The sequence below is a fragment of the Serratia sarumanii genome (genome assembly GCF_029962605.1).
Classification (GTDB): Bacteria; Pseudomonadota; Gammaproteobacteria; order Enterobacterales; family Enterobacteriaceae; genus Serratia; species Serratia sarumanii.
In genome coordinates this window covers 4,788,322-4,812,429 of sequence record NZ_CP124750.1, presented here as the reverse complement: position 1 = coordinate 4,812,429, position 24,108 = coordinate 4,788,322, and the positions used below count along the sequence as shown (strand labels likewise).

The following is a 24,108-nucleotide window of genomic DNA, read 5'->3' as shown; positions in this document are numbered from 1 at the left end:
GCCAAGGACAGCCCGAAAAACGCCCTTCTTTGGCGTTAGCGGAACCGGCACAGTGAAAATCTCGCTATCCGGACCTGTCCGTGAACCGCTTTATCTGAAAAATAGAACCTGGCCCCGGCAAGTGACGCCGGGGAACGATGTTCTCTTTCACTATGACATCGCCTCGCGGGTTGCCGATTTCGGTATGCCTCAGGCGTGCGGAGCGTTCACATGACGGACAGTCAGTCTGAAAAAACTCTCGTTGTTCCCCCTGCGCATCCCGTCGCCGGGCATTCGCCCCAGGGCTGGATGAACGGCTTCCTCGGCATGATTATTTTCAGCGGCTCGCTGCCCGCCACGCGGGTGGCGGTGCTGGAACTCGATCCGCTGTTTCTGACGGCGGTCAGGGCGGCGATCGCTGCCTTGCTGGCGCTGTGTGCGCTGCTGATCACCCACCAGGCGCGGCCGACGCGGGCCGATTTGCCGCCGCTGCTGTTTGTGACGCTTGGCGTGGTCATCGGTTTTCCGCTGCTGACGGCGCTGGCGCTGCAGCACACCACCTCGGCGCATTCGCTGGTGTATATCGGCCTGCTGCCGTTGGCGACCGCCGGTTTTGGCGTTTTGCGCGGCGGAGAGCGGCCCAAGCCCGCTTTTTGGGCTTTTTCAGGCGTCGGCGCCGTGCTGGTGGGCGCTTTCGCGCTAAGCCAGGGGAGCGGCGGAGCCTGGCAAGGGGATGCGCTGATGATCGGTGCGGTGCTGCTGTGCGGCCTGGGTTATGCCGAAGGGGCGGTGCTGTCGCGTCGGATCGGCGGCTGGCAGGTGATCTCCTGGGCGCTGGTGGCGGCGTTGCCGTTGACGCTGGCGGCCACTTGGCTGGCGGCGCCGGCCGGTTGGCCTGCCGTCAGCGGCGCCGCCTGGCTGTCGCTGGTTTACGTCTCGGTGTTCAGCATGTGGATTGGGTTTATTTTCTGGTATCGCGGCCTGGCGCAGGGCGGCATCGCCGCCGTCGGGCAGTTGCAGCTGCTGCAGCCGTTCTTCGGCCTGGCGCTGGCGGGCTGGCTGCTGCAGGAAACCGTCCAGCCGATGATGATCGCCGTGATGGCCGGCGTGGTGGTTTGCGTGTTCGGCGCCAAGCGCTTTTCCCGCTAGGCGCCGTTGCCGGCGCAGGCTCGGATCACCTCGCCGAGCCGTTCCACCGCCTGTTGCACCTGGCGGTCGGCGTAACCGCCCAATCCCAGCACCAGACCCGGCTCACCGTGGCCGGGCGCATACATCGGCGACACCGCCCGCAGCGCCAATCCGGCTTCGTTGGCGCATTGGGCGACCCGCACGTCATCGAGATCTTTCCTCAGCCACAGCACCATGTGCATGCCCTGATCGCAGGGCTGCACTATCGCCAGCTCAGCGGGGATGTGCGTGTTGATCGCCTCGATCAGCACCCGGCGTTTCTCGGCGTAGACGCCGCGCATTTTGCGGATATGCCGGTCGAGATACCCTTCGGCGATAAAGGCGGCCAGCACGTGTTGATCCGCGCTGGGCGGATGGCGATCCATCAGGATCCTGGCGCCGCAAAAGGCGTCGACCAGCGGTGGCGGCACGATGGCGTAACCCAGCCGCAGCGAAGGGAACAGCACCTTGCTGAAGGTGCCGAGATAGAGCGTTCGCTCGGGCGCCAGCCCCTGCAGCGAAGGGAACGGGTGGCCGGCGTAGCGCATCTCGCTGTCGTAGTCGTCTTCCACGATCCAGGCCTGCCGCTCTTTGGCCCAGCCCAACAGGGCGCTTCTTTTCGCCATGCTCATCGGCATGCCCAGCGGATATTGATGCGATGGCGTGACAAAGGCGGCGCGGGCGTCGGCGGCCAGGCGGATACCGGCGGCGACGTCGATGCCGTCGGCGGCGACGGGCACCCTAATCATGCGCCGATCGCGAAACAGGCTGTCGAAAATGGCGGTGATGCCGGCGTAGGCGGGGTCTTCCACCCAGGCGCTGTCGCCGGCGTCCAGCAGGATCTGTGCTGCCAAATAGAGCCCTTGTTGCGTGCCGGAGGTGATGAGGATTTGCTGCGGCGTGCAGTTTACCGAGCGGGAACGGCGCACATAGTCGCAGATGGCTTCGCGCAGCGGCAACGCGCCCAGCGGATCGCCGTAGCCTGACGGGGCGCCGGGGCCGCGCGCCCGGATGCGGTTGCCGAGCCGCCGCCAGATATCGTCGGGCGCGGTATCGCCGATCGGCACCGAGACGGTGAACGGCACCGGCGGCAACGCCCGCGCCTGGGCGGCAAAGCGCGCCAGATGCTGCGCCTGTGCGGAAAGCGGCACGGCTGTGGACGGAGCGGCCTGCACCGTGGCGTGCGGCGTGCGGCGCGGCGCCTGATAGTGGGCGACCCGGGTGCCGGAGCCGGGCTGCGGTTCGAGAAAACCTTCCGCCGTTAGCTGAGCGAACGCCTCCAATACCGTGCCGCGCGCCAGATTCAACGCCGCCGACAGCCGGCGCGTCGAGGGCAGCAGGTCGCCCGCTTTCAGATCGCCCCGGTGGATGGCCTGGCGCAGGGCCTGCGCCAGCTGGTGGCTAAGTTGACCCGCCTGACGATCGAGCTCGCCGAGGGCGGGGACGTCAACGGCTTTGGCTGTTCTGGGCATGCATTCCGGCTCGCAATCTATAGGGAAAATTAACGCTCAGAGTAGACCATTTTCGGTGTTAATAGCGGATATCTTTTATCATTTGTTCGCTGTTGTTAAGTTCAGCGTTGGCTACACCTGAATGAGCGTGATGAAACGTTCTAAAATGTTTTAAAACCTGTCGCCAGATTTTGGATATTTATTCGTAATATACGGAGTAAATAACGGGAATCTCCTGCGGGAATAAGTAAGCATTAGCGGCCATAAGGGCATGGCCATCCGTGGGGTGGTTTTGAGCGCAAACGCTGTCACGTCCTGTGAAGTGAGCATTGAAGCAGGATTGATCATGTAGCGACAAGGAAAGGGGTAATACAAAGGGAACGTTGAATTATCACCCGTCAGTAACATGGTTATGCATTAACAGTGAGAATATATGCGACGATTTTATCTCGATACCCAGATATTGATATGTTAATAATTACAAAAATAATTGTTTAGACGATTTGATAAAATGTCGATTGCATCACGGTTTTATATTTATACCCCTATTCTAAAAGTGAGTTTCACACCGCAATTTGTTTATGTTTGTTTAACTTTATCTTCTGTCAAATGCCAAAAAAATCAAAAGTAAATATCATATGTAACAAATGCTTTCTGATTAGGTTGTTTTTTTATTTTTTTTAAAATCAACTTATTGCGGTTATATCGGTTAAATTTTAATCAGATAAAGTATGCGAAAATTTTTATATTTTACAAATTGAATCATTTTGGTCTTTGAGTATCATTCTCATGGTATTATTATTCCTAACTAATTACTTAACGTAATCATTCAGTAGGAATTATCCATAATTATAACTATTTAGAGATATTAAATAGGCTAGGTTATTTTAAATTTCAGATGAATCGTGGCAAGACTGCGCGATCATGCTTTCCTCTGCATATGTCAGTTGTCGTAATGACTGTCTTTTGATTGCAAAAAAAACGCCAGCTTTATTAAGAATCTGATGGCCAACCTTCGGGCATTTTTTGATCAAAAAACATACCGAGGTTTGAACCTGAGTTTCTTTGGATTTTACTGTTGAGTTTAGGCGGAAAATATGGAAGGAGCTGTTATGAATGACAGAAAGCCTATTTTTGAACCCATTTCGACGTGGTCAACCCAACGACCGGCTAAGCGTGCAGTCGTTTTTGGCGAGCAAACGTTGAGTTATGCCCAGCTTGAATACCAGTCCAATCTACTAGCGCGCTATTTATTATCAAAATATCCGATGCATCCACGAGGAAGAATTGCTGTCTATCTGGAGCCAGGTCTAATGATGCCTGTGGTGCTGTTGGCAATTCTCAAAGCGGGCTACACCTATATTCCCTTATCAGATTTTTTGCCTAACGAGAGAGTATTAAAAATTCTCGATGACGCTGCAGCCTTTTTGTTGCTGACCACGGTTTCCATCATGCGTAAAACGGGGATAGGAAAAAATTTCCCTTCTACGCTGGCGTTAGAGGATATCGCCTATGCAGATATGCCGGCTACGATAAGCCTGCCCGTGGTACAGAAAACGGATATCGCTTATGTGCTGTATACCTCAGGCTCTACCGGGTTACCAAAAGGGGTTGTCATTGAGCACGGGAATTTGAGTTATTACCTGGATTGGTTCAACCAAGCACTTTGGCCTGAAACTCAGGCAGTATTACCGCTGACTTCAACCTTGAGTTTTGCTGCTGCGGTTACGCAACTTTATGCCCCTTTGCTGCGTGGCGATACGTTGCATATTTTACCTGCCAATATTTTGCATGAGCCTGAAAAATTGCTGACTTGGTACGAACAACATCCTTCAGGAGCGCTTTATTGTGTGCCGACGGTATGGGATGCGTTGCTGCGCTACGATCGTCAAGCAGGCGGCGCGTCGCGTTTACCAACAACCGTATTTCTTTCCGGTGAGCCGGTTCCCTTTGATCTAAAAGAGCGAACCTTTGCGCAATGTCCAGACGCAACGGTGTATAACCTATACGGCCCTACGGAAACGACGGCAAACGGCTCTTTCGCTCGTTTGGAAAAAGGGAAGGCGGTCACTCTGGGTAAGGCATTGCGAGGCAGTAAAATACTGATTGTTGATGATGACTGTTCACCTGTCAGCGGCGATCGGTGTGGGGAAATCTGTATTGTTGGGAAAGGCGTGGCGCGCGGTTACCTCAATCGCGATACATTAACTCACCAACGTTTCTTTACGCAGGAAATCGATCATGCGTGCTATCGTGGCCATCGAACCGGTGATTTGGGAAAATTCAATTCGCATGGCGAGATTGTCTATCTGGGTCGCATCGACCGCCAGATCAAGATAAATGGAGTGCGAATCGATCCGGAAGAGATTGAAATCGCCTTACGTGAAGATCACAGAATTAGACACGCCTTGGTGCGGAAGACAGAGGAAAGCACGGGGGGCATACGATTGATCGCTTACCTGGTTCCGGAATCTGAGGGGACTATTTCGGCAAACGAAATCAGGAATTTTTTGCGTTTGACGTTACCGGCAGCCATGATTCCTTCGCACTTTATTTTTGTCGAAACCATGCCAAAACTTCCTAACGGAAAACTGGACCTCCAGCGATTGCCCCAACCCGTTCCATCACGCCCTGCGCTGAGTTATGCTTTTCGTCCCGCCGCCAACGAATTGGAACAAGAACTCATTGATATATTCCAGGAGGCATTAGGTTTCTGTGACTTAGGCGCAGATGATAATTTCTTTGATCTGGGTGGCGGTTCGTTGCAGGTGATTCAGATAAGGCAATTAATTAAGCGCCGATTATTTAGCGATATTGATTACACCTTGTTTTTCGATAATGCAACGCCTCATCTGCTATCGTTTATCGTGCCTTACTATGTCAATGATACTGACCCGGTTGTGCTTGAAAATGATTTTAGGCTCCCGTCTATCTCTAGTGAACAGCGCTATTTTTTAACTTTAGATCAAATCAGCCCGGCGCCTGGCGCTTATCAGATTGCGTTTAGGTTGGCCTTCGGTGGGCCGCTGGATATTTCCGCCATGGAGTGGAGTATTCAGCAGATCTTGAAGAATAATCCAGTATTGCGCAGTCGCTTTAATCTAAACAACGTTAGTTGCAGTGAGGGAGACTATCCCGCGTCGGATTTGAAGATCGTGCGCCAGGAGTGCGCGGCGGAGATCTGCACTTTCGATGAGCTGAGCGACGAAGGGCTGTTGGCCGCCGCCGGCGTACCCGAGATGGATCTTGAACTCATGCCGCTCATTCATATCCGGTTCATGTCCCTACCGGCGAGCTGGCACATTCTCTTGCTACAGGTCCACCACACCGTTTTTGACCATGACTCTATCGGTTTATTCTTCAAGCAATTCATTGCTTATTTTCAGGCCTACCGCGCGGGCGATCGTGGCTTTGAGCTAGGCCAAGGCAAGGGGTATCAGCACTATCGTTGCTGGCAACAGCAGTGCATCCAGCCGACGCGCTACCCGCAGGAAAGAGAATTTTGGCTGGAAACTTTTGCTCATTACGTACATACCGGCGCAGATGCTTCCCTGTTCTCCCCCCGAGATACGTTGGAGGGAAAAAATGTGTGGTTTACGATCTCGAAAGCGTTGACGCAATCGCTCATGGCCTTTGCGAGAAGCCACCAAACCACAGTTTTTGTTTGTATGCTGACGGCATTCAATGTGTTGCTAAATACTTTTACGCGTTATCGCCATGTGCCAATTGGCATCCCTGTCTCCAATCGCATGCTTTATGAAGAAACCTCGCTGTTGGGTTGTTTCGTAAATAGAGTGACTTATTACGATAAGTACAGTCCTGAAGATGATATCGGATCGCTTTTAGATCGTTGTCGAAAAAGAGTGTATGGGTTATTGGAAAATCAAACGATACCTTATGATATTTTGAATAGTGACATTCGCGCGCATGGCTGGATGGATCTCTTGTATGCGCCGGTCTGTTTTAACTATTTAAGTGCGATGCCATCACCGGTCAATTGTGGTGGAGTTGATATTGACGTCAAAGCGGTAGAAAGCGACTTCGCAAAAGTCGATATGACATTGTCTATTCATGAAGGAGAATGTCTAAATGTTTGCTTTAACTATCATATGGCAGCGCTAAAAAAAGATGAAGTGATACGGCTGTCAAAAGAATATATCGGGATAATTGAAAGAATGACTCTTTGATGCATCCTGTTTTTAAGAAATCTACTTTCAAACAATACAATATAAATTAGAGGTTCAGATCATGGTATCTGAAGATATTATTCATGCTAGATTTAAATGGCAGAGTAATGCTACGCCGGATTTGGTGGCGTTGCGATGTGATAATAACGCACTGACCTATCAAAAACTGGACCAATATACGGATGCATTGGCGGAGCGATTAATTAGTCATGGGATAAAACCAGGGGATATCGTCGGCGTTTACCTTAATAAGGGAATGGATCTGGTTATCAGTTTATTAGGAATACTCAAGGCAGGCGCCTGCTATTTGCCATTGGACCCATATTATCCTGTTAACCGTCTGGCATACATGATTGATCATGCTGGTACGAGACTGGTCATTACGAGCGGTGTTCTGGATCAGGCGTTGAAAGACGCCTCCCAGCGTTGCGAATGGTTGGACATCACGCGCCTGGACCTCACTTTACCTTTGGCATCGGCTTTGCCGAAAGTCAGTGGGTCCAATCTCTGTTATGTCATGTATACGTCCGGATCAACCGGTAAGCCGAAGGGGGTGATGGTCAGTCATCGCACGGTTGTACAGTATTTGAAATGGATGCAGGCTGCGTTCAATCTGTGCCAGCATGATGTGGTACTGAACCAATCCAGCTTCAGTTTCGATGTTTCTGTCTGGGAAATATTTTGGCCTTTGATGACTGGCGCAAGCTGCGCGCTGATCGATGAGGAAATGAAATATGATCCCCTGCTAATGGCAAATTTCATTCGCCGCCACCGGGTTACCGTTGCCCAATTTGTACCCACTGCGTTACGCATTATCGTTGATGCCGATGTGGTGGGCGATTGTCGAACTTTAACGCATATTTTCGCCGGTGGCGAAGCGCTGCCGCAGAGTTTGGTCGACGATTTGAGCCGTCAGTTCTCCGGGCAGATCCACAATCTGTATGGGCCGACGGAAGCGACTATTTTTGCCTGCCATTGGCCGTGCTTGCCAGAGCAGGGAGAGGGCATGGTTCCCATAGGACGGCCGATTCCCCATGCGCGCGCCTATGTGTTGGACAACGCGCTTAAACCTGTTCAGCCCGGAAACTGCGGTGAGCTTTATTTGGGCGGCGACATTCTGGCCAAGGGGTACCTGCATGCTGAAACGTTGACCCTCGAGCGTTTCGTCAAAGATCCTTTTATCCCGGGCGAAAATCATAAAATGTACCGAACCGGCGACTTGGTCAAATGCCTTGATGACAATGTCTTGGAATTTATCGGCAGGGTTGATGATCAGGTAAAAGTTCGTGGGCATCGGATTGAACTGGCTGAAATCGAAATGCATTTGCAGGCTTTGCCCCAGATATCGCATGCCGCCGTTATTGTAGAGTTCAACCAAAATAATAAAATACCAACGCTATCTGCATTTTATGTTTCTCGTCATCAACAGCCTATTAATGTTCAGGAGGTAAAGAGCGCTTTGGCGAAGTCTCTGCCCTTCTTTATGCTGCCTTCCAGATTTATTTCATTGGATAAGATGCCGATTCATCCAAATGGCAAAGTCGATAAATCTAACCTTAGTTCGCATGAAAATAAAGGAGAGAGAGAGATGGTTGATATAAAAAGCAAGATGAGTTCTGATATAGAAGCGCAAATCATTTCTGTATGGAGAACGATTTTAAAAAACAAGGAGCTGTCAACGAAAGATAATTTCTTTGACGCTGGAGGTAATTCGTTATTGATGTCTAAAGTACACAGGGAAATAAAAGATAAGTTTTCCACGCCCATTACCATTATGGATTTATTCCAATACCCAACCGTACAGATGCTAAGTCAACGCATTGCAGAGAAAAATGCTGAGCTATTAGGAAAAAACAAATAATTTATTAATTTTAATTGTGCTACACATGGTGAGGTAAAGATGAAATATCAAACAACGTGCCGTGATAGGGATATCGCTATCGTGGGAATGTCTGCGCGCTTCCCGGGTGCAGAAGATAAGGCAATGTTCTGGAAAAATCTGCTAGATGGTGTAGAAACGATCAGTACGTTCACTGAAGAGGAGCTTAGAGCCAGCGGCATTGAAGAGGAAATGATCGCCTCGTCAAACTATATTCGTCGCAGAGGCATCTTGGGTAATGCGCAATATTTTGACGCCAATTTCTTCGATATCACACCTCGTGATGCGGAAATTATGGATCCTCAACATCGGGTATTTTTGGAATGCAGCTGGCATGCATTTGAAGATGCGGGTTATGTACCCAGTACCTATCCCGGTAAAGTCGGCGTCTTTGGCGGAACCGGTACTGCGTGGCATTTGAATAAAGTCAATACGCATCCTGATGTGCAAAAGTACGTGAGCGGTGCTTCAGTGGTGACCAATAACGATAAGGATTATGTTACCACCAGGGTGTCGTACAAGCTGAATTTAAAAGGGCCCAGCGTTAATGTGCAAACGGCGTGTTCTACCGCGATGGTCGCCGTGGTGATGGGTATTAATAGTCTGTTGAATGGGGAAAGCGATCTGATAGTCGCCGGTGGCGTTTCCCTCGATACCCCTGAACGCCGTGGCTACCAATACATGCAAGGCGGAATGGAGTCCGCGGATGGGCGTTGTTATGCTTTTGATTCTCGTGCCAATGGCACCGTATTCAGTCGCGGAGCCGGCGTTGTCATATTGAAGCGCTTGAGTGACGCATTGCGTGATGGCGACCATGTCTATGCGGTATTGAAAGGCGGGGCGATTAATAATGACGGCAATCTGAAGGCGGGCTATACCGCGCCAAGTATCGAAGGCCAGATTTCGGTGGCGAAACAGGCGTTCGACAACGCGCAGGTTCATCCGGATACCATCAGTTTCGTCGAGGCGCATGGCACCGCGACTGCGTTGGGGGATCCTATCGAGTTCACTTCGCTCAGCCAGACGTTCAGTGAATTTACCGACAGAAAACAATATTGCCGGCTGGGTTCGGTAAAAACGAATATCGGGCATACGGATGCTGCTTCCGGCATGGCGAGCTTAATTAAGGCGTCATTGGCATTGGAGAAAGGGGACCTTCCTGCTTCACTGCATTATATTTCGCCAAATCCCAATATTGCATTTGAAACCAGCCCGTTTGTGATGAATACCGAATTGAGCAAACTGGCGAGTTCTGACGAACCGCATCGTGCATTGGTGAATTCGTTTGGCGTAGGGGGGACGAACGCCTGTGTCATTCTTGAGGCTCCGCCGCGAACGGAGCCAAGCACTCGCCATGATGGCTTGGTTATGCTGCCATTCTCGGCGAAGAGCCGAACTGCGTTGGAAGCGATGAAACAACGTATGCACGATTTCTTGGTTGAAAACAAGGACGTCAATCTTGGCGATGTCGCCTACACGCTACAGGTGGGCCGCCAGCCGTTTGCGCACAGCACGGTCGTCGTAGGGCAGGATCGTGAAACGTTACTGGAGAAATTGAACCAGCCGTCCGCCAATATTTCAACGTTGACGAAAGGCGATAAGGCCGTGGTGTTTATGTTCCCCGGCCAGGGCAACCAATACATCAATATGGCCCGTGAGCTGTACGCCACTTACCCGAAATTCCGCGAAGTGATGGATCGCTGCTGTCGCTATTTGGACCCGATCTTGGGCGTAAATTTATTGTCGATAATTTTCCAAGGCGACGAAGGATTAAGAAAAAACCGTATTAATGAAACCCAGTTTACGCAGCCTGCGCTATTTATTGTCGAATACAGTCTGGCGCAATTATGGATGTCGTGGGGGATCAAACCCGATGCCATGATAGGCCACAGCGTTGGCGAATATGTCGCAGCGTGTATTGCCGGCGTGTTCTCCCTGGAAGATGCGCTGCGCGCGGTGGCGTTACGCGGCAAACTGGTACAAGCGCTGCCGGCTGGCGCAATGCTTGCCGTGCTGATGGATGAAGAGTCGCTGCGTCAGCGGTTACAGGGCGACAAATTGGAGATTGCCGCCGTCAATTACCCGGGGCTCTGCGTGGTCGCCGGCGATTTGGATGAGATTGAGGTATTCCAACGGCAGCTTGAAGACAACAATGTGTTTTGCAAGCATCTGGATACCTCCCATGGCTTCCATTCATACATGATGGAACCGGCATTGCCAGCTTTTAAAGAGGTCATCGACGGCATTGAATTGCACGCCCCAAAAATCCCATTCGTCTCTACGGTGAGTGGCGATTGGATAACCGATGCGCTAGCCACTGACAGCGATTATTGGGTGAGACATGTGCGCAATCCAGTGCTGTTCTCTCACGCATTCAAAACGTTGATGTCTGAAGAACATCAGCATTATATCTTCCTGGAAGTGGGGCCAGGCCGTTCTCTTGAATCGGCCGCGAAGCAGCATTTCAAGGCGGATGAAAGCGCGTTGATTTACTCTTCGCTGCCTACCGCGAAGGATGTGGAATTGACGGGAGAATATTTACTTACCTCGCTGGGATGCCTGTGGGCCAGCGGTGTAACAATCTCCTGGGCTCAATTTTACGGTGATGAACATCGCCGCCGGTTGCCATTGCCGGGCTATCCTTTCGAACGTAAGGAATTCAAGCTGCCGGCGCTGAAGCGAGGAGCCGAAGGAGGACAGAGCGCCAGTTCCGTCAGCGCCCTCAAACGCAAAAAAGCGGATATTGGCGAATGGTTTCACATGCCGGCCTGGAAACGCACCATTCCCGCCAGGTTCATGGCAGGTAGCCGCATCGATCCAGACTCGGAATGTTGGCTGCTGTTCGTGGACGCCATGGTTATCGCCGAACATATTCAAAGGCAGCTGGCGGAAAGCGCACAGCGCGTATTGACCGTCTGGCGCGGCACTCACTATGAGGAGGATGCGGCGAACGGGTGTTACGTTATCGATCCCTCCAAACGCGAAGACTACGTTCGCCTGCTGAAAAGTGTGAAGAACCTGGCGCTGCGTCCCACTCGCATCATTAATATGTGGAACCTTTCTGCCGATAACGGCGCACCGCAGTGCCATGGTGATGGCTATGCGCTGCAGGTCGACGCATTTTACAGCCCTCTTTATTTGCAGCAGGCATTGGTCAGTGAAAACCTGCTGGAAAACCTGCACCTCTTGTTTGTGACCAACAATATTTTCAATGTGACGGAGGAACGGCTGTATTCACCGCAAAAAGCGTTGGTCGTTGGGCCTGCGCGCGTCTTTTATCACGAGTATCCCGAAGTGCGGTGCCACGTTGTGGATGTGGATTTATTCGGCTACACGGCGCCCCATGATTTAGCACAGCAATTGATTGACGAAAGCCATATCGATACGCATGGCAATCTGGTGGCTTATCGCGGGCGCAACCGGTGGGAGGAAGATTATCAGGCCGTTCATCTGAAGCAAGATGATACGGGAATTGCTGCGGAGCTGAAGGATGAGGGTGTCTACCTCATTACCGGTGGTTTGGGCGGACTGGGCATGTTGGTTGCGGGCCATGTGTCAGAGGTCAGCAATGCGACTTTGATCCTGACTTATCGCACTGAGCTGCCGCCGCGCGATCAATGGCAAGCGTGGCTGCAGCAGCATTCGGTGGACGATTCGGTGAGTGAGAAAATCGCGGGGGTTTTACGGCTGGAAGAACGTGGAAACACCGTGCATCTTGCGCAGGTTGATGTCTGCGATTATGCCGGTATGCGCGATGTGCTGGCCGGGTTTACCCGCATAGATGGCGTTTTCCATACCGCGGGGATTGCCGGCGGCGGAATTATTCCGCTGAAAAATGACGCCGATTGTGCTGGCGTGTTGAATCCCAAAGTGAACGGCAGTTTGATTTTGGACGAGCTGCTTAAAGATAAACAGCCTGATTTCTTCATTCTTTTCTCTTCGATCACTTCGATTGTCGGCGATGAGGCGCGCATCGATTATTGCGCGGGCAATGCGTTTATGGACGCTTTCGCCCATTACCGCAACCAGCAACGTTCTGGGCATACGGTTTCTCTCAACTGGGGTAAGTGGGGGGATATCGGTATGGCGGTGCGTTGGAGCAATCATCTGATTGAGCAAAAAAATAGTAAATCCGCACAGTTTGAAGAAGTAGAGGGCGATTTGTTGACGTTGATTGGCCGTGAGGGAATGCAAGAGCGTTATCGGGTCAACCTGGCGGTGCAAAAAGACTGGGTCATTGATGAGCATCGCTTGACGCATCAGCCGTCATTGGTCGGCGCGACGATATTATCGATGCTGTACGAATGGATGAGCCATTTTAAACCTCAAGAGAGATTGCAGGTTAAGAATCTGCTGTTGACGCAACCCGTCATTTATCATCATGCCTGGCCGCGCAACATGCAGTTGCTGGTCACCGCAGAGAGTCATGGTTACAAGTTTAGCCTGCGAAGCAGAGGCCTGTTGGATCTGGCCTGGCAGGAGCATGCGCTGGGTTTAGTCAGCTCAAAAGTGGCTGAGTCAGAGGATGAACCGGCATCGCTTGAGTCTCTTCGCCAGCGCTGTACGAAAGCATTGGCGTACGAGCCGCTGGAGTGCGAGCTGGGCAACGCCAATACTGGCGATGTCTTCCTTTCGCTGAGCCCGCGGTGGGACAACCACCAAGACATTTTGCAAGGGGAAAACGAATGGTTGATGCATAAAGTTATCGGTTCCGATTTCCATGACGATTTTGCGCGCTATCCATTCCACCCGGCGATGATCGACGCCACGGCGATCCGCTGCCTGACTTATATCACCCAGGAAAACTTCCTGCCGATCAGTTACGGCAAAATAACCTACCACGCGCCGCTGGAAACGGATTGCTATGCGCACCTCAAACTGAAGGGGCCGTATCAGCATACGGACAATGCCATTACGATGGATATTGTCTTCCTGTCACATGCCGGCGTGCCGTTATTGACGTTGGAAAATTACACTCTGATTAAAATGACCCAAGTCAATCAGGTGGTGGAGTCGGACGAGAAGGCGGCGCCCGCGGCGGTGAAAGTCAATCTTGCGGACAAGGATATTTTGTTCAATGAAGGGCTCGATGCGCTGAAACGCCAGCTGGCGCATTTGGAATTTGAACAATTGGTTATTGTCACCAGCGACCTTGGGCAACTGATCGATGAGTCTATCCCGGCTCAAAATGAAACCTTATTGGAGAATGAGGAGGAAAAAGCCGCTGATGGCCATGTGCGGCCCGCGTTGTCTGTGGAATATATGGCGCCCGAAAACGACATCGAGAAGGAAATCGTCAAAGTTTGGCAGTCCATCCTCGGTATTTCTGGGATTGGCGTGAACGATAATTTCACTGAACTCGGCGGTAATTCACTGTTGGCGGTTCAGGTTGTGTCGACGGTATCAGGTATTTTTGAAATTGATATTCGCGTCGATCTGTTTTACCAGGAGCAGACCGTTAAAGGATTGTCAAAACTGATCCTTGCTGAGTTGGAAGTATTGCTGCAAGGCGAATAACCCGGCTCCCCCCAGGTGCGAGCCTGGGGGAAACCACGTAGGCAAACATGCCAATCAGGCAAAAGCGGGATTTGATGATGACTAAAATCAGTAGCGCCATGCTCAAATCGTTGAGTTTGGATGAGTTGAAAAAAATTGCCAGGGAGAAGAAAACGCAAGTGGTGTTGGCTTCCGGTAAAATCATCAGAAAACAAGCTGACTCGGCCAGGCGGCACTTCCCTGTGACCGGTTCACAACGCAGTATTTGGGTATTGGATCAGTACCTTGACGACGGTAAGGCGTACAACAATCCTTATGCCGTCACTTGCCGCGTCGAGCATGACATCGACATGGAGGTAGTGAAAAAGGCGCTGACCTTTCTGACGAAAAAGCATGGCATTCTTCGCACCACATTCAACGTGGTGGAGGGCGAACTCTGCCAGTGCGTGAGTGATGAAGTCCTGTTCAATTTCCACTATGACGATATTTTGTCTCTTCCTGAGTACGAGCGTGACGAATGGGTAGAAAACGTTGCGCGTCAGGAAGGACAGCGTTCTTTCGATTTGACTTGTGGGCCACTTTCCTATTGGCGCATGATTAAAACCAATCGACATGAATATGTATTGTTGCTGACGTTTCACCATATTATCTCAGATGGCTGGACGGTCAGCTTGTTCTTTAAAGAGTTCATGGAGATGTATTTCCAAATCCTCCATGGCGAGACACCGCGTACAAACGATTTTCTGCAATTCTCCGACTATGCATTGGCAGAAGAACAGTGGTATGCCACGGCAGAATATCAAAAGGGTTTGGCGTATTGGGCTAAAAAGTTTGATGACGCGCAAGGCCTGCTTGAGATAACGACCGATCGCCCACGGCCAGCTAAAATGAGCACCAAAGGCAGTATGGCAAGCCACACTTTTGATCGGGATTTCACCCAGCGTTTGCAGATGCAGGCTGCACAGCTGGGCGCGACGCCTTTCCACATGATTCTTTCGGCCTATATGCTCTTGTTGCACAAATACAGCAACCAGCAGCAAATCATTATCGGTTGTCCTTTTGCCAATCGTAACCAACCCGAGACTCAGAATATGCTGGGGTTGTTTATGAATACCTTACCCCTGAAACTGGATATCGTTCCAGAGGCGACGTTACGAGAAATCATTGGCGACGTTCGCTCAGAGAGTGAGCAAGCTCAGCTGCACCAGGCTATTCCCCTCAATGATATTCTTGAGGAAATTGGCCATATCCGAAATCCGCAGGTTAATCCGCTTTTTCAGGCGGCGCTGACGTATCAGGTATTTCCTCATTTTCATAACAACACGTTGTTTACCTATAAACCGCTTAAAATCGATTATGGCGTATCCAAACTGGATCTAAACCTGTGGGTTGAAGAAAGCCGCGGTAGTTTACTGTTTACCTTAAACTACAACCCCGATTTGTTTAACCGCAGTACGATAACGCGTATGTTGAGCGATCTGCGCACGGTGTTGGAAACGCTCATCGAACGGCCTCAAATAACCGTGCGCGATCTTTCATTGGTGACTCGCGAGGAACATAGCCACTTGCTGAGCGGGTGTAGACGCTTGCTTGACGCCGTTCCCATGGCGGTTCATCGGCAGTTTGAGCGTCAGGCCGATGCTTTGGGTGCCGATTCGGTGGCTGTACGTTGCGATGGCCGTCTTTTGAGCTATCGACAACTGAACGAGCAGGCTAACCGTCTCGCGCACTGTTTGCTGGAACATGGCCTGTTGCCGGGGCAGTCAGTGGCGCTGTTTATGGCCAAAAGCGAACGCTGTGTCGTGGCTCTGCTGGCAATATTGAAAGCAGGGGGATGCTATGTGCCTGTCGATATCACTTTGCCGATGGAACAGGTCGACTTTATTCTGCGGGACGCACAGGCGCGCTTCGTTGTGGTGGATGCCGGATCGCCGGCGGTTTCACAGCCGACAATCTCGATTGACCAGTGCCACGGCGCCGCGCTGAGCACGAATCCCCAATTACTGACAATGCCGACAGACGCTCCCGCTTACATCATTTATACCTCAGGCAGCACCGGTAGGCCAAAAGGCGTCAGGGTCAATCATGTTCAGCTAAGCCGATATTGCCAGGTCATCGCCTCTGTCCTGGATCAACCTGCCGGGGCGCGATATGGCATGTTTTCCGCCTTCACTACCGACTTGGCGCATACCATGCTGTTCCCGGCGCTGATCTACCAGGGACAACTGGAGGTGATAAGCACTCAGCAGCTTAATGATCCGCAGGCATTGTTCTCCTATCTGGAGAGTCATCCCTTGGACTGCATGAAGATCACGCCAACGCACCTGACCGCATTGCTCATGTCACCCCATGCGGGTGCGCTATTGCCACGTCGTCTTTTAGTCTTGGGCGGAGAAAGAGTCCCGACGGCGTTAGTCAAACGCATACGTCAACTGCAGGCTGACTGCCGTGTGGTCAATCACTACGGCCCTACGGAGTGTACCGTCGGTGTGGCGACCTATACCTTGCCGGACGGTTTGCCGGATGAGATGGGCGACTATTTGCCGGTCGGCAAGCCCTTGGCCGACAGCCACGTGTTGGTATTGGATCCTTATCAACAGTTAGTCTCTATCGGCCTTCCTGGTGAGATTTATCTTGGCGGCGAGCATGTGGCTGCAGGCTATATCGGCTTAGAGGAGCAGAATCGGGCGAATTTCATCCCGCATCCTTATTTGGCGGGTGAACGCCTTTACCGCACTGGCGACAAAGGGCGCTGGCTGCCGGACGGAAACCTCGAGTTTTTAGGGCGTTTGGATCGCCAGGTGAAAGTGCGGGGCTATCGTGTGGAACTGGCGGAAATCGAGCACGTATTGCAGCAGCAACCGGCGATCGCTCAAGCCGCGGTAAAACAGTGGCTGAACGGTGCGGGCGAGAGCTGGCTGGTGGCGTATTGTTGCGGCGAAGGAAAGGCTCGCAGCGCGGAAGTGCGTGCGTTTTTGCAAAGCAAGGTCCCTCATTACATGCAGCCGGATCAGTGGGTTTGGCTGGACAGCTTGCCGTTAACGGCCGGTGGCAAGGTGGACTATGGTGCTTTGCCGCGCATGAACGATGCCATACCTCAATCGGTGCGAGAGCCGGAAGGGGACGTCGAACAACGCTTATATGCCATTTATTGCCGCGTGCTGCAACGCGAGCGATTGGATACGCGGGATGACTTTTTCGCGCTGGGGGGAAATTCGATTACCGCATTGAAGTTGGTGATCGAAATAAATCAGCATTTTGGCACAACTCTGTCTTTAGGGCAGTTGTTTGAGCACGGCAGTGTCGGCGAGTTGGCGGCCTTTCTGACGCAGGCTGAACGGCAAGTATTATCGCCGTTGGTGATGCTGAATACCGGGGTCGAGGAAGATAAACCGACGCTCTTGATGATTCATCCGGCAGGCGGAAACATCTTGTGTTATTACCCATTAGCGCGTGAGTTGGGGGCCGACTATCCGATCTATGGCCTGCAGGTGGCGAACTTCGGTGAAGATCAGGCCTACAACCACGATATAGAGGTGCTGGCCGCATGCTATCTGCAGCAGGCGCAGGATATTGCGCAACGGCGAAATCTGGTGCTGGGCGGATGGTCCCTGGGGGCGACAATCGCGTTCGAAATGGCGCGCCAACTGCAGCATGCCGACGGGCGAACGCCAACGGTGCTGATACTCGATCAACCTGCTCCTCAGATACAGATTGATCGCGCCGCACAGATGAATGAATTTGAACGGCTTGCATATTTCGCCCGCAAGGTGGAGCGTTTTACCGGTGCGTCATTTGCAATCGCCGCACCTGCGCTGGCAGAGATGTCCGAAGCGCAGCGTTCATTGTTGTTCCTGCAGGAATTCAAGCGCGCAAAATTGGTTCCTGACAATATTAGCGCAACGCAGTTCCAGCATTTTCTGACGATTCTACAGGCGCATATCGCTGCGACAGATAGCTATCAGGGCAAAGAATATGACGGCAGGATCGTGGTTGCGGAGGCGGAGGAGATTCTGCCGGACCGCATTGCACAAGAGATACCCGGACTGGGTTGGGCTCGTCTGGCTCGCGGGGGGATGACGATAATAAGCGCGCCTGGCAATCACATCTCGATGATGAATCCGCCTCAGATAAGCCATACGGCCAGCCAGCTGCGGAAGATATTGTCATGAGCGCCGTTTTGACAACGGCCGCGGTGCCAGCCGAGGACACCAGGGTCTCCAGGCGTGAATGGTGCGCTATTCTCGGAGGATTAATCGGCGGTTTTATGGCGATTTTGGATATCCAAATCGCCAATTCATCCATGAAAGTGATTCAAGGCGCGCTTTCTGCGACGCTGAATGACAGTTCCTGGCTGATGACGTCTTATTTTACCGCAGAGATAGTGGCAATTCCGCTTTGTGGTTGGCTTTGTCAGGCTCTGGGGACCGGGCGTTATGCGCTGTGGTGCATTGCCGGCTTTTTGGGGGCATCGCTGCTGTGTTCTGCCGCATGGAATCTGAGTTCCATGATCGTGTTTAGGGCGCTTCAAGGGTTCAGTGGCGGGGCGCTAATTCCCATTTCATTTCGCTTGATTATTGAGATCCTGCCATTAAAAAAACGGCCGTTGGGCATGTCGCTGTTTAGCATTATAGGGACTTTCGCGCCGGCGGTAGGGCCGGCATTGGGAGGCTGGTTGACGGATAATTTCTCTTGGCACGCCATATTTTATATCAACGCGATACCCGCTTTGTTGTCCTGGGGGTTGATTCACTATGCTTTAAAACACCCTGTTATCGACTGGAATATTATTCGTCGCGGGGACTTTGTCGGCATCATTTCGGTCATGCTGTGTTTGGGCGCGCTTGAGGTGATTTTAGAAAAGGGCGGTGAAGAAAACTGGCTAGAATCGAATATGATATGCGTGTTGGCGGTCATTTCCGCTGTTAGTTTCTTAATATTTATGTATGCCCAATTGACGCATGCCCAGCCGCTTATCAATATTCGCTTATTCCGGGACTACAATTTCTCGTGCGCCATCTTGGTTTTTGCCATGTTGGGCGTCGCTATCTACGGTACGTTATTCTTGGTGCCGTATTACCTGACGATGGTACATGACTACAATGCTTCTGATATCGGTACGGTGGTGATCTGGATGGGGTTTCCTCAGTTAATCATCCTGCCTTTTATCCCGTTGCTTATTCAACGATATAACCAGAAGTATCTAATTTGCATAGGGTTTGTTGGTCTGGCCATCAGTGCCTTTATGGACTGTGCGATGGACGGTGACTTTGCCGGCCCACAGATGGCCTGGTCCATGTTGATCCGCGCATTAGGCCAGCCCTTTATCATGGTGCCGCTTTCCTTGCTGGCTACCCGCAATATTCAGCAAAAAGACAGTGCCTCTTCGGCGGTGTTGATCAATATATTCCGCAGTCTGGGAGGCTCCTGCGGCACTGCCATCTTAAGCACCTTTTTCATCACGCGCATTTATACCCATGTCGACGTCGTTAAGACGTCGTTGGTCTCCGGCAGCAATGCCTTTGCCGGGTATCTCAATGACGTTAAAAGTCTGATGATCGCGCGCGGTTTGGCCGTTGACGTCATGAGTATAAAAAGTACGGCTTTCGCGATACTTGGCAAAAGAATCGCCCGTCAGTCGGAAATCATGGCGTTTAACGATCTGTTTCTGATTATGGGCGGAATGATGTTGGCAACCGCGTTGCTTGTGATGTTCTCTTCTCGCGATTTTCGTTTGCATGTCAAAAAAGAGGGTAAGGAATGAGTCAGCGCTCTATGACGATATGGCACTACCTGATGTCGCGCGATGCTTGCATTACTATCATTACCCCGATCGTGCTTTATAACATCGCCTTTTGGTGGGGAGGCGCGGGTTTCGCATTACTGCTGACGGCTATTTATTCAGGCGCAGTGGAAATATTTAACAAGCGTAGCGGTTCATTGTCGGTGATCGCATTAATTCTGGTTTCAGGCGTTAGTCACTATTTGTATTTACGCGGCTATGCTCCGTTCGCAATCAAGAAAGAAAATGTGTTTCTCGCGGTCAGCGGAGCATCTTCAGTGGTGGTGGTCTTCGGCTTCTATTCTCTGGTAGGCAAGCCAATGATACGTACGCTGGCAGAACAGGCGATGCCAAGGTTGAAAGATATTCCCGTTTACGGTACCGCTCAATACGCAAAAGTGTGGCACGAAGTATCATTGGCGTGGATCTTGGTTTTCCTTCTGAAAGCCGTCGGTGTATATGGCCTGTCAATGCGCGAGGATCTGCCCGTTGACACGATTATTTTTATCTGTGGTTGGCCACTGACTTTGTTGATGGTGTTGTTCAGTTTTTATTGGCCGAAATATCGTTGGACGTCACATTTGCGTAAAAAAGGCCGTTAAATCCTGGCCCACAGGGCTGGCGGTTGCTGATGCCGTAAACATGTATCTACGTAGTTAAGAGGGGGAAGAACATGAGTCAATTTGAGAATGCATCGATCGTATTGAACAGCCACCCTGATGGCGCCGCTACGCTGGAAAACTTCAGATTGGAGACCAGCTCGTTGAGGCCATTGGATCCAGGAGAGTTTCTGGTTGAGAACAAATGGTTATCGATCGATCTCTATCTCCGGCCACGGCTCAATAAAAGCACCAAATACGTGAGCCCGATAAAGCTGGGGGAAGTGATTCAGGGAGAGGCTATTGGGGAAATCGTGGCTTCGCGTAATCCTTTGTTTAACGTTGGCGATCGCGTATTCACCTTCTCCGGTTGGCAAAAGTATTATATCGGTGATGCTCAAAACTTCACTGTTCATCGTTTGCCGGAGACAACATTACCACCTTCTATTTTTCTCGGTGCGGTCGGGACGCCGGGCCGATCGGCCTATTTCGGTTTAAACAAAATCGCGAAGCCAAAACCGGGTGAAACATTGGTCGTTTCTGCCGCCTCGGGCTCGGTTGGCTCCGTCGTTGGGCAATTGGGTAAACTGGCGGGATGCCGCGTTGTGGGATTGGCCGGCAGCGAGGATAAATGCCGGTATGTCGTGGAGGAGCTGGGTTTTGACAGTTGCCTTAACTACAAGACTGCCGACCTTAACCGGGATTTGCGCGCCGCGTGCCCCCAGGGTATCGATATCTATTTTGAGAACGTGGGCGGCCGCGTATCACTGTTTGTCGCCAAGTTGCTGAATGAGGGGGCAAGGGTGCCTATCTGCGGTAATGCGGCCAATTACAATAAAGGCACTGATGTTGATGCATCCGGCCCGGCGGACTTTTTCTCTGCCCTGCCGGATGCGCCTTTAAATCGTTTCTTTTTGGTAACCGAATGGTTCAAAGACTACGCCGAATCAGATGCATTCTTGTTAAATGCGGCAGAGAACGGTGTGTTGAAATACCGAGAAACAATAGTCGATGGGCTGGAAAATGCGCCTCAGGCTTTTATTGATTCACTTAATGGAAAACATTTCGGCAAACAATTGATACGGATGTGCTAACGATAGGCTCTACTGTTGCGCATAATATGAAAATATTTTCAACCTGGATGGTGGGTATTAAGCGTACATCATTCAGGTTGTTGGAATTCATCATGAAACATTCTAAAAAAATAGGTTTCCTTCTGCTCGTGTTACTGGTTTTGTCAGGGTTTCTTTATTGGTTGCTTTATTGGCGCTACTTTCAAACCACCGACAATGCTTACGTGCAAGCAGATATTACAAACGTCAGCGCCCGCATCAGTGCGGTGGTGGTTAACTCTATGATTCGGGACAATCATCGGGTGAATAAAGGCGACTTGTTGGCTCAGTTGGACGACAGGGAGTTTGTTGTCGCGTTGCAGAAAGCAGAGGCGACTCTGGCGCAAAGTCGGGCGGCGTTAACGAATGCCCAGGCAAGTTATCAAATGCAAAAAAGTGCTATTGACGAGTTTCGCAGCGATGTGAATTCTGCTGCAGCCACTCTGCAGTATGCGCATCAGCAGTATCTCCGTTTTCAAATTTTGCAGAAAAAGAATTATGTTTCCAAGGGAGACATGGATAACGCCACATCCAGTTATCGCGTCGCAGAGGCAAAATACCACCAAACGCAAGCGAGCTTGAAAACGCAAAGCGATAAACTCCAGGTCTTGCAAAGCGAAATTGAGCAAAGCCAGGCTAATGTTGAACAGGCTCAGGCAAACCTGGAACAGGCGAAATTGACATTGAGTTACACGCGGATTATTGCGCCTATTGATGGGGTAATCAGCAACCGTAGTTTGCAAGTGGGTATGATGGTTCAGGCGGGGCAGTCCATTGCCAGTATCGTCTCCGGAGCGGCCCCATGGATAAGCGCCAATTTTAAGGAAACGCAGAAAGCACGTATGCGTAAAGGATTGCCTGTGGAGGTGAAAGTTGATGCGTATCCAGGGAAAATATTTCATGCCAGGGTGGATAGTATCTCACCGGCTACAGGAGCAACTTTTGCTTTATTACCACCAGACAATGCGACAGGGAACTTCACCAAAATTGTCCAGCGCGTCCCAGTAAAAATTGTTTTTGACTCTCCGCAACAAATAGACAGCGGCCTTTCGGCCTCTGTTACGGTAGATACGCGGGGATAGCGCCGGGAAATATGGAAATCCGCCTCGACAAGGGATGTCGCAACGCGGTCTGTGCCGGAATGACGGCAAAGTTATAATAGTCATCACCATAGCCTGTTCATTCATTGGCTGGTAGTTCTTATATCGGTAAAAAGGCGCCGCGTGTTTATCGCCGCTGGACGAGCGTGATTATCAATGCATTTACCTGGGGCGTTGTTCGATAGAACGGCGTCGTTCATTGTTGAAGTTTTGATAGAGAGGTAAGGAGGCGTATTAAACAAAATGGGTTGAGGATAGAAAGACGTAAGCAGATTTATTCTGCGATATGTACAACGATGAAACTTAAATATGAACGAATAAGGATATATGTTATGAAAAGTCTATCGATTGTTATTACTCTCGCTTCATGCTTACTGCTACCTCTGACTGCGTCTGCGGCCGCAGGCACATGTTATAGCGCAAAGAACTGTTCCGGGAAGGTGCTTAGCCACCGGGATGCCCATAACTGCAAGGTTAAGGACAAAGGTAAATCCTGGCGCAGTGATATTACAGGCCAATGCACGAATCTTTGATTTATGGCTGACGTTTAGGCTCTTTCATTGAAAAGAGAATGGCAGGTTAATCTGTTATGGGCTGCGTTTAGGCGCAGCCCGATGATTCTCATTCGCTTATCGCGCATACCGCTTAATTCAGCTCCCGCTGATTCAGCAGCACCCGATTCAACTCGCTGTTTTTGCGCACGTTCAGCTTGCGCATCGCCGAACGTTTGTGGGCGCTGATGGTTTTCTGGCTGCGCTGCAGCAGGCCGGCGATGCTGCAGGCGGACATGCCGCTGCTCATCAGGCCCAGCACCTTTTTCTCACAGTGGCTCAGCGCGGCGAGGCGGCAGGCCTGGCATTTCCATATGTCGGCGGCGTGCAGCGCCATCCACGGCTGCTGAATGAATTTTTCCAGCGCCATCTGCAGCTTGAGGCGAATGGCGTAAACCGAGTCGCGCCGGTGGATGCTGAACAGCGGAGACAGGTTTTTCACCTGTTGCTGGGCCGTGTCGTCGAGGATCAGCAAGGTCAGCTGCCGCTGGCGCGGGATGCCGTAGGGGCTCCGGTAGCAGCAGGCGCAGCCCCAGCGCTCTTCCGGCGTGCGGAACACGATTTCGATGTTATCCAACGCCTGCAGCGCCAGCGGCGAGAACTGCGGGTACAGGCGTTGGCATTCGTTCAGGGAGTGCAGATAGTCCTGCAGCAGCAGACGCAGCCCCTGCTGGTAGAAGTTATCGCTGTCGAACAGCGTGAAGCGAATATCTGGCATGGGTGGCTCCTTAAAAGGCCGCGGCGCCGCGCCGGAGCGAACGGTGACGGCCAATCGCCGGCGTTCGCGCGCCGGTCGTTTTCCTGA

11 protein-coding genes are annotated in these 24,108 nt (G+C 51.4%); 9 read left to right on the top strand and 2 right to left on the bottom strand.

All coding sequences use genetic code 11. The features are described from left to right. Positions 1-210 precede the first annotated feature (210 nt). Positions 211-1,128: a DMT family transporter gene (locus tag SSARUM_RS22775; RefSeq protein ID WP_060431137.1), complete on the top strand. Its 918-nt coding sequence runs from the start codon at positions 211-213 to the stop codon at positions 1,126-1,128. Here SSARUM_RS22775 and pdxR read toward each other — a convergent pair. Beyond that, entirely contained in the window at positions 1,125-2,618 is a 1,494-nt protein-coding gene (gene pdxR, locus SSARUM_RS22770) for a MocR-like pyridoxine biosynthesis transcription factor PdxR (RefSeq protein ID WP_060431139.1), read from the bottom strand. The genes SSARUM_RS22775 and pdxR overlap by 4 nt on opposite strands. A gap of 1,091 nt (positions 2,619-3,709) precedes the next feature. On the opposite strand from pdxR, the gene SSARUM_RS22765 reads away from it, so the two are divergent. The 8 genes from SSARUM_RS22765 (at position 3,710) to SSARUM_RS22730 (ending at position 22,734) form a co-directional block, all read left to right on the top strand. Then, positions 3,710-6,784 carry an AMP-binding protein gene (locus tag SSARUM_RS22765; protein ID WP_039569059.1) on the top strand — a complete coding sequence of 1,025 codons (3,075 nt, stop codon included), beginning with the start codon at positions 3,710-3,712 and terminating at the stop codon, positions 6,782-6,784. 61 nt (positions 6,785-6,845) lie between these two features. Next, positions 6,846-8,645, top strand: coding sequence for a non-ribosomal peptide synthetase (locus tag SSARUM_RS22760; protein WP_033649369.1), 1,800 nt, complete (start codon positions 6,846-6,848; stop codon positions 8,643-8,645). Between the two features lie 39 nt (positions 8,646-8,684). Continuing rightward, the gene (locus SSARUM_RS22755) at positions 8,685-14,180 is read left to right on the top strand and encodes a type I polyketide synthase (RefSeq protein ID WP_033649367.1); all 5,496 of its coding nucleotides are present in this window, start codon (positions 8,685-8,687) and stop codon (positions 14,178-14,180) included. Between the two features lie 74 nt (positions 14,181-14,254). After that, positions 14,255-18,331 (top strand): non-ribosomal peptide synthetase, encoded by a 4,077-nt coding sequence (locus SSARUM_RS22750; protein ID WP_223182046.1) that lies wholly within the window; start codon positions 14,255-14,257, stop codon positions 18,329-18,331. Next, positions 18,328-19,923 carry an MDR family MFS transporter gene (locus SSARUM_RS22745; RefSeq protein ID WP_065424452.1) on the top strand — a complete coding sequence of 532 codons (1,596 nt, stop codon included), beginning with the start codon at positions 18,328-18,330 and terminating at the stop codon, positions 19,921-19,923. The genes SSARUM_RS22750 and SSARUM_RS22745 overlap by 4 nt, the downstream gene beginning before the upstream one ends. After that, positions 19,920-20,543 carry a hypothetical protein gene (locus SSARUM_RS22740; protein WP_033636363.1) on the top strand — a complete coding sequence of 208 codons (624 nt, stop codon included), beginning with the start codon at positions 19,920-19,922 and terminating at the stop codon, positions 20,541-20,543. The genes SSARUM_RS22745 and SSARUM_RS22740 overlap by 4 nt, the downstream gene beginning before the upstream one ends. Before the next feature lie 71 nt (positions 20,544-20,614). Then, on the top strand, positions 20,615-21,634 hold the full coding sequence (locus tag SSARUM_RS22735) for an NADP-dependent oxidoreductase (RefSeq protein WP_033636362.1): 1,020 nt from the start codon (positions 20,615-20,617) through the stop codon (positions 21,632-21,634). A gap of 92 nt (positions 21,635-21,726) precedes the next feature. Next, complete coding sequence (locus SSARUM_RS22730) at positions 21,727-22,734, top strand: HlyD family secretion protein (RefSeq protein ID WP_033638614.1); 1,008 nt, start codon at positions 21,727-21,729, stop codon at positions 22,732-22,734. A 663-nt stretch (positions 22,735-23,397) separates the two neighbouring features. Here the strand turns inward: SSARUM_RS22730 and SSARUM_RS22725 are convergent. Further along, positions 23,398-24,021, bottom strand: coding sequence for a helix-turn-helix transcriptional regulator (locus SSARUM_RS22725; RefSeq protein ID WP_033649366.1), 624 nt, complete (start codon positions 24,019-24,021; stop codon positions 23,398-23,400). Positions 24,022-24,108 lie beyond the last annotated feature (87 nt).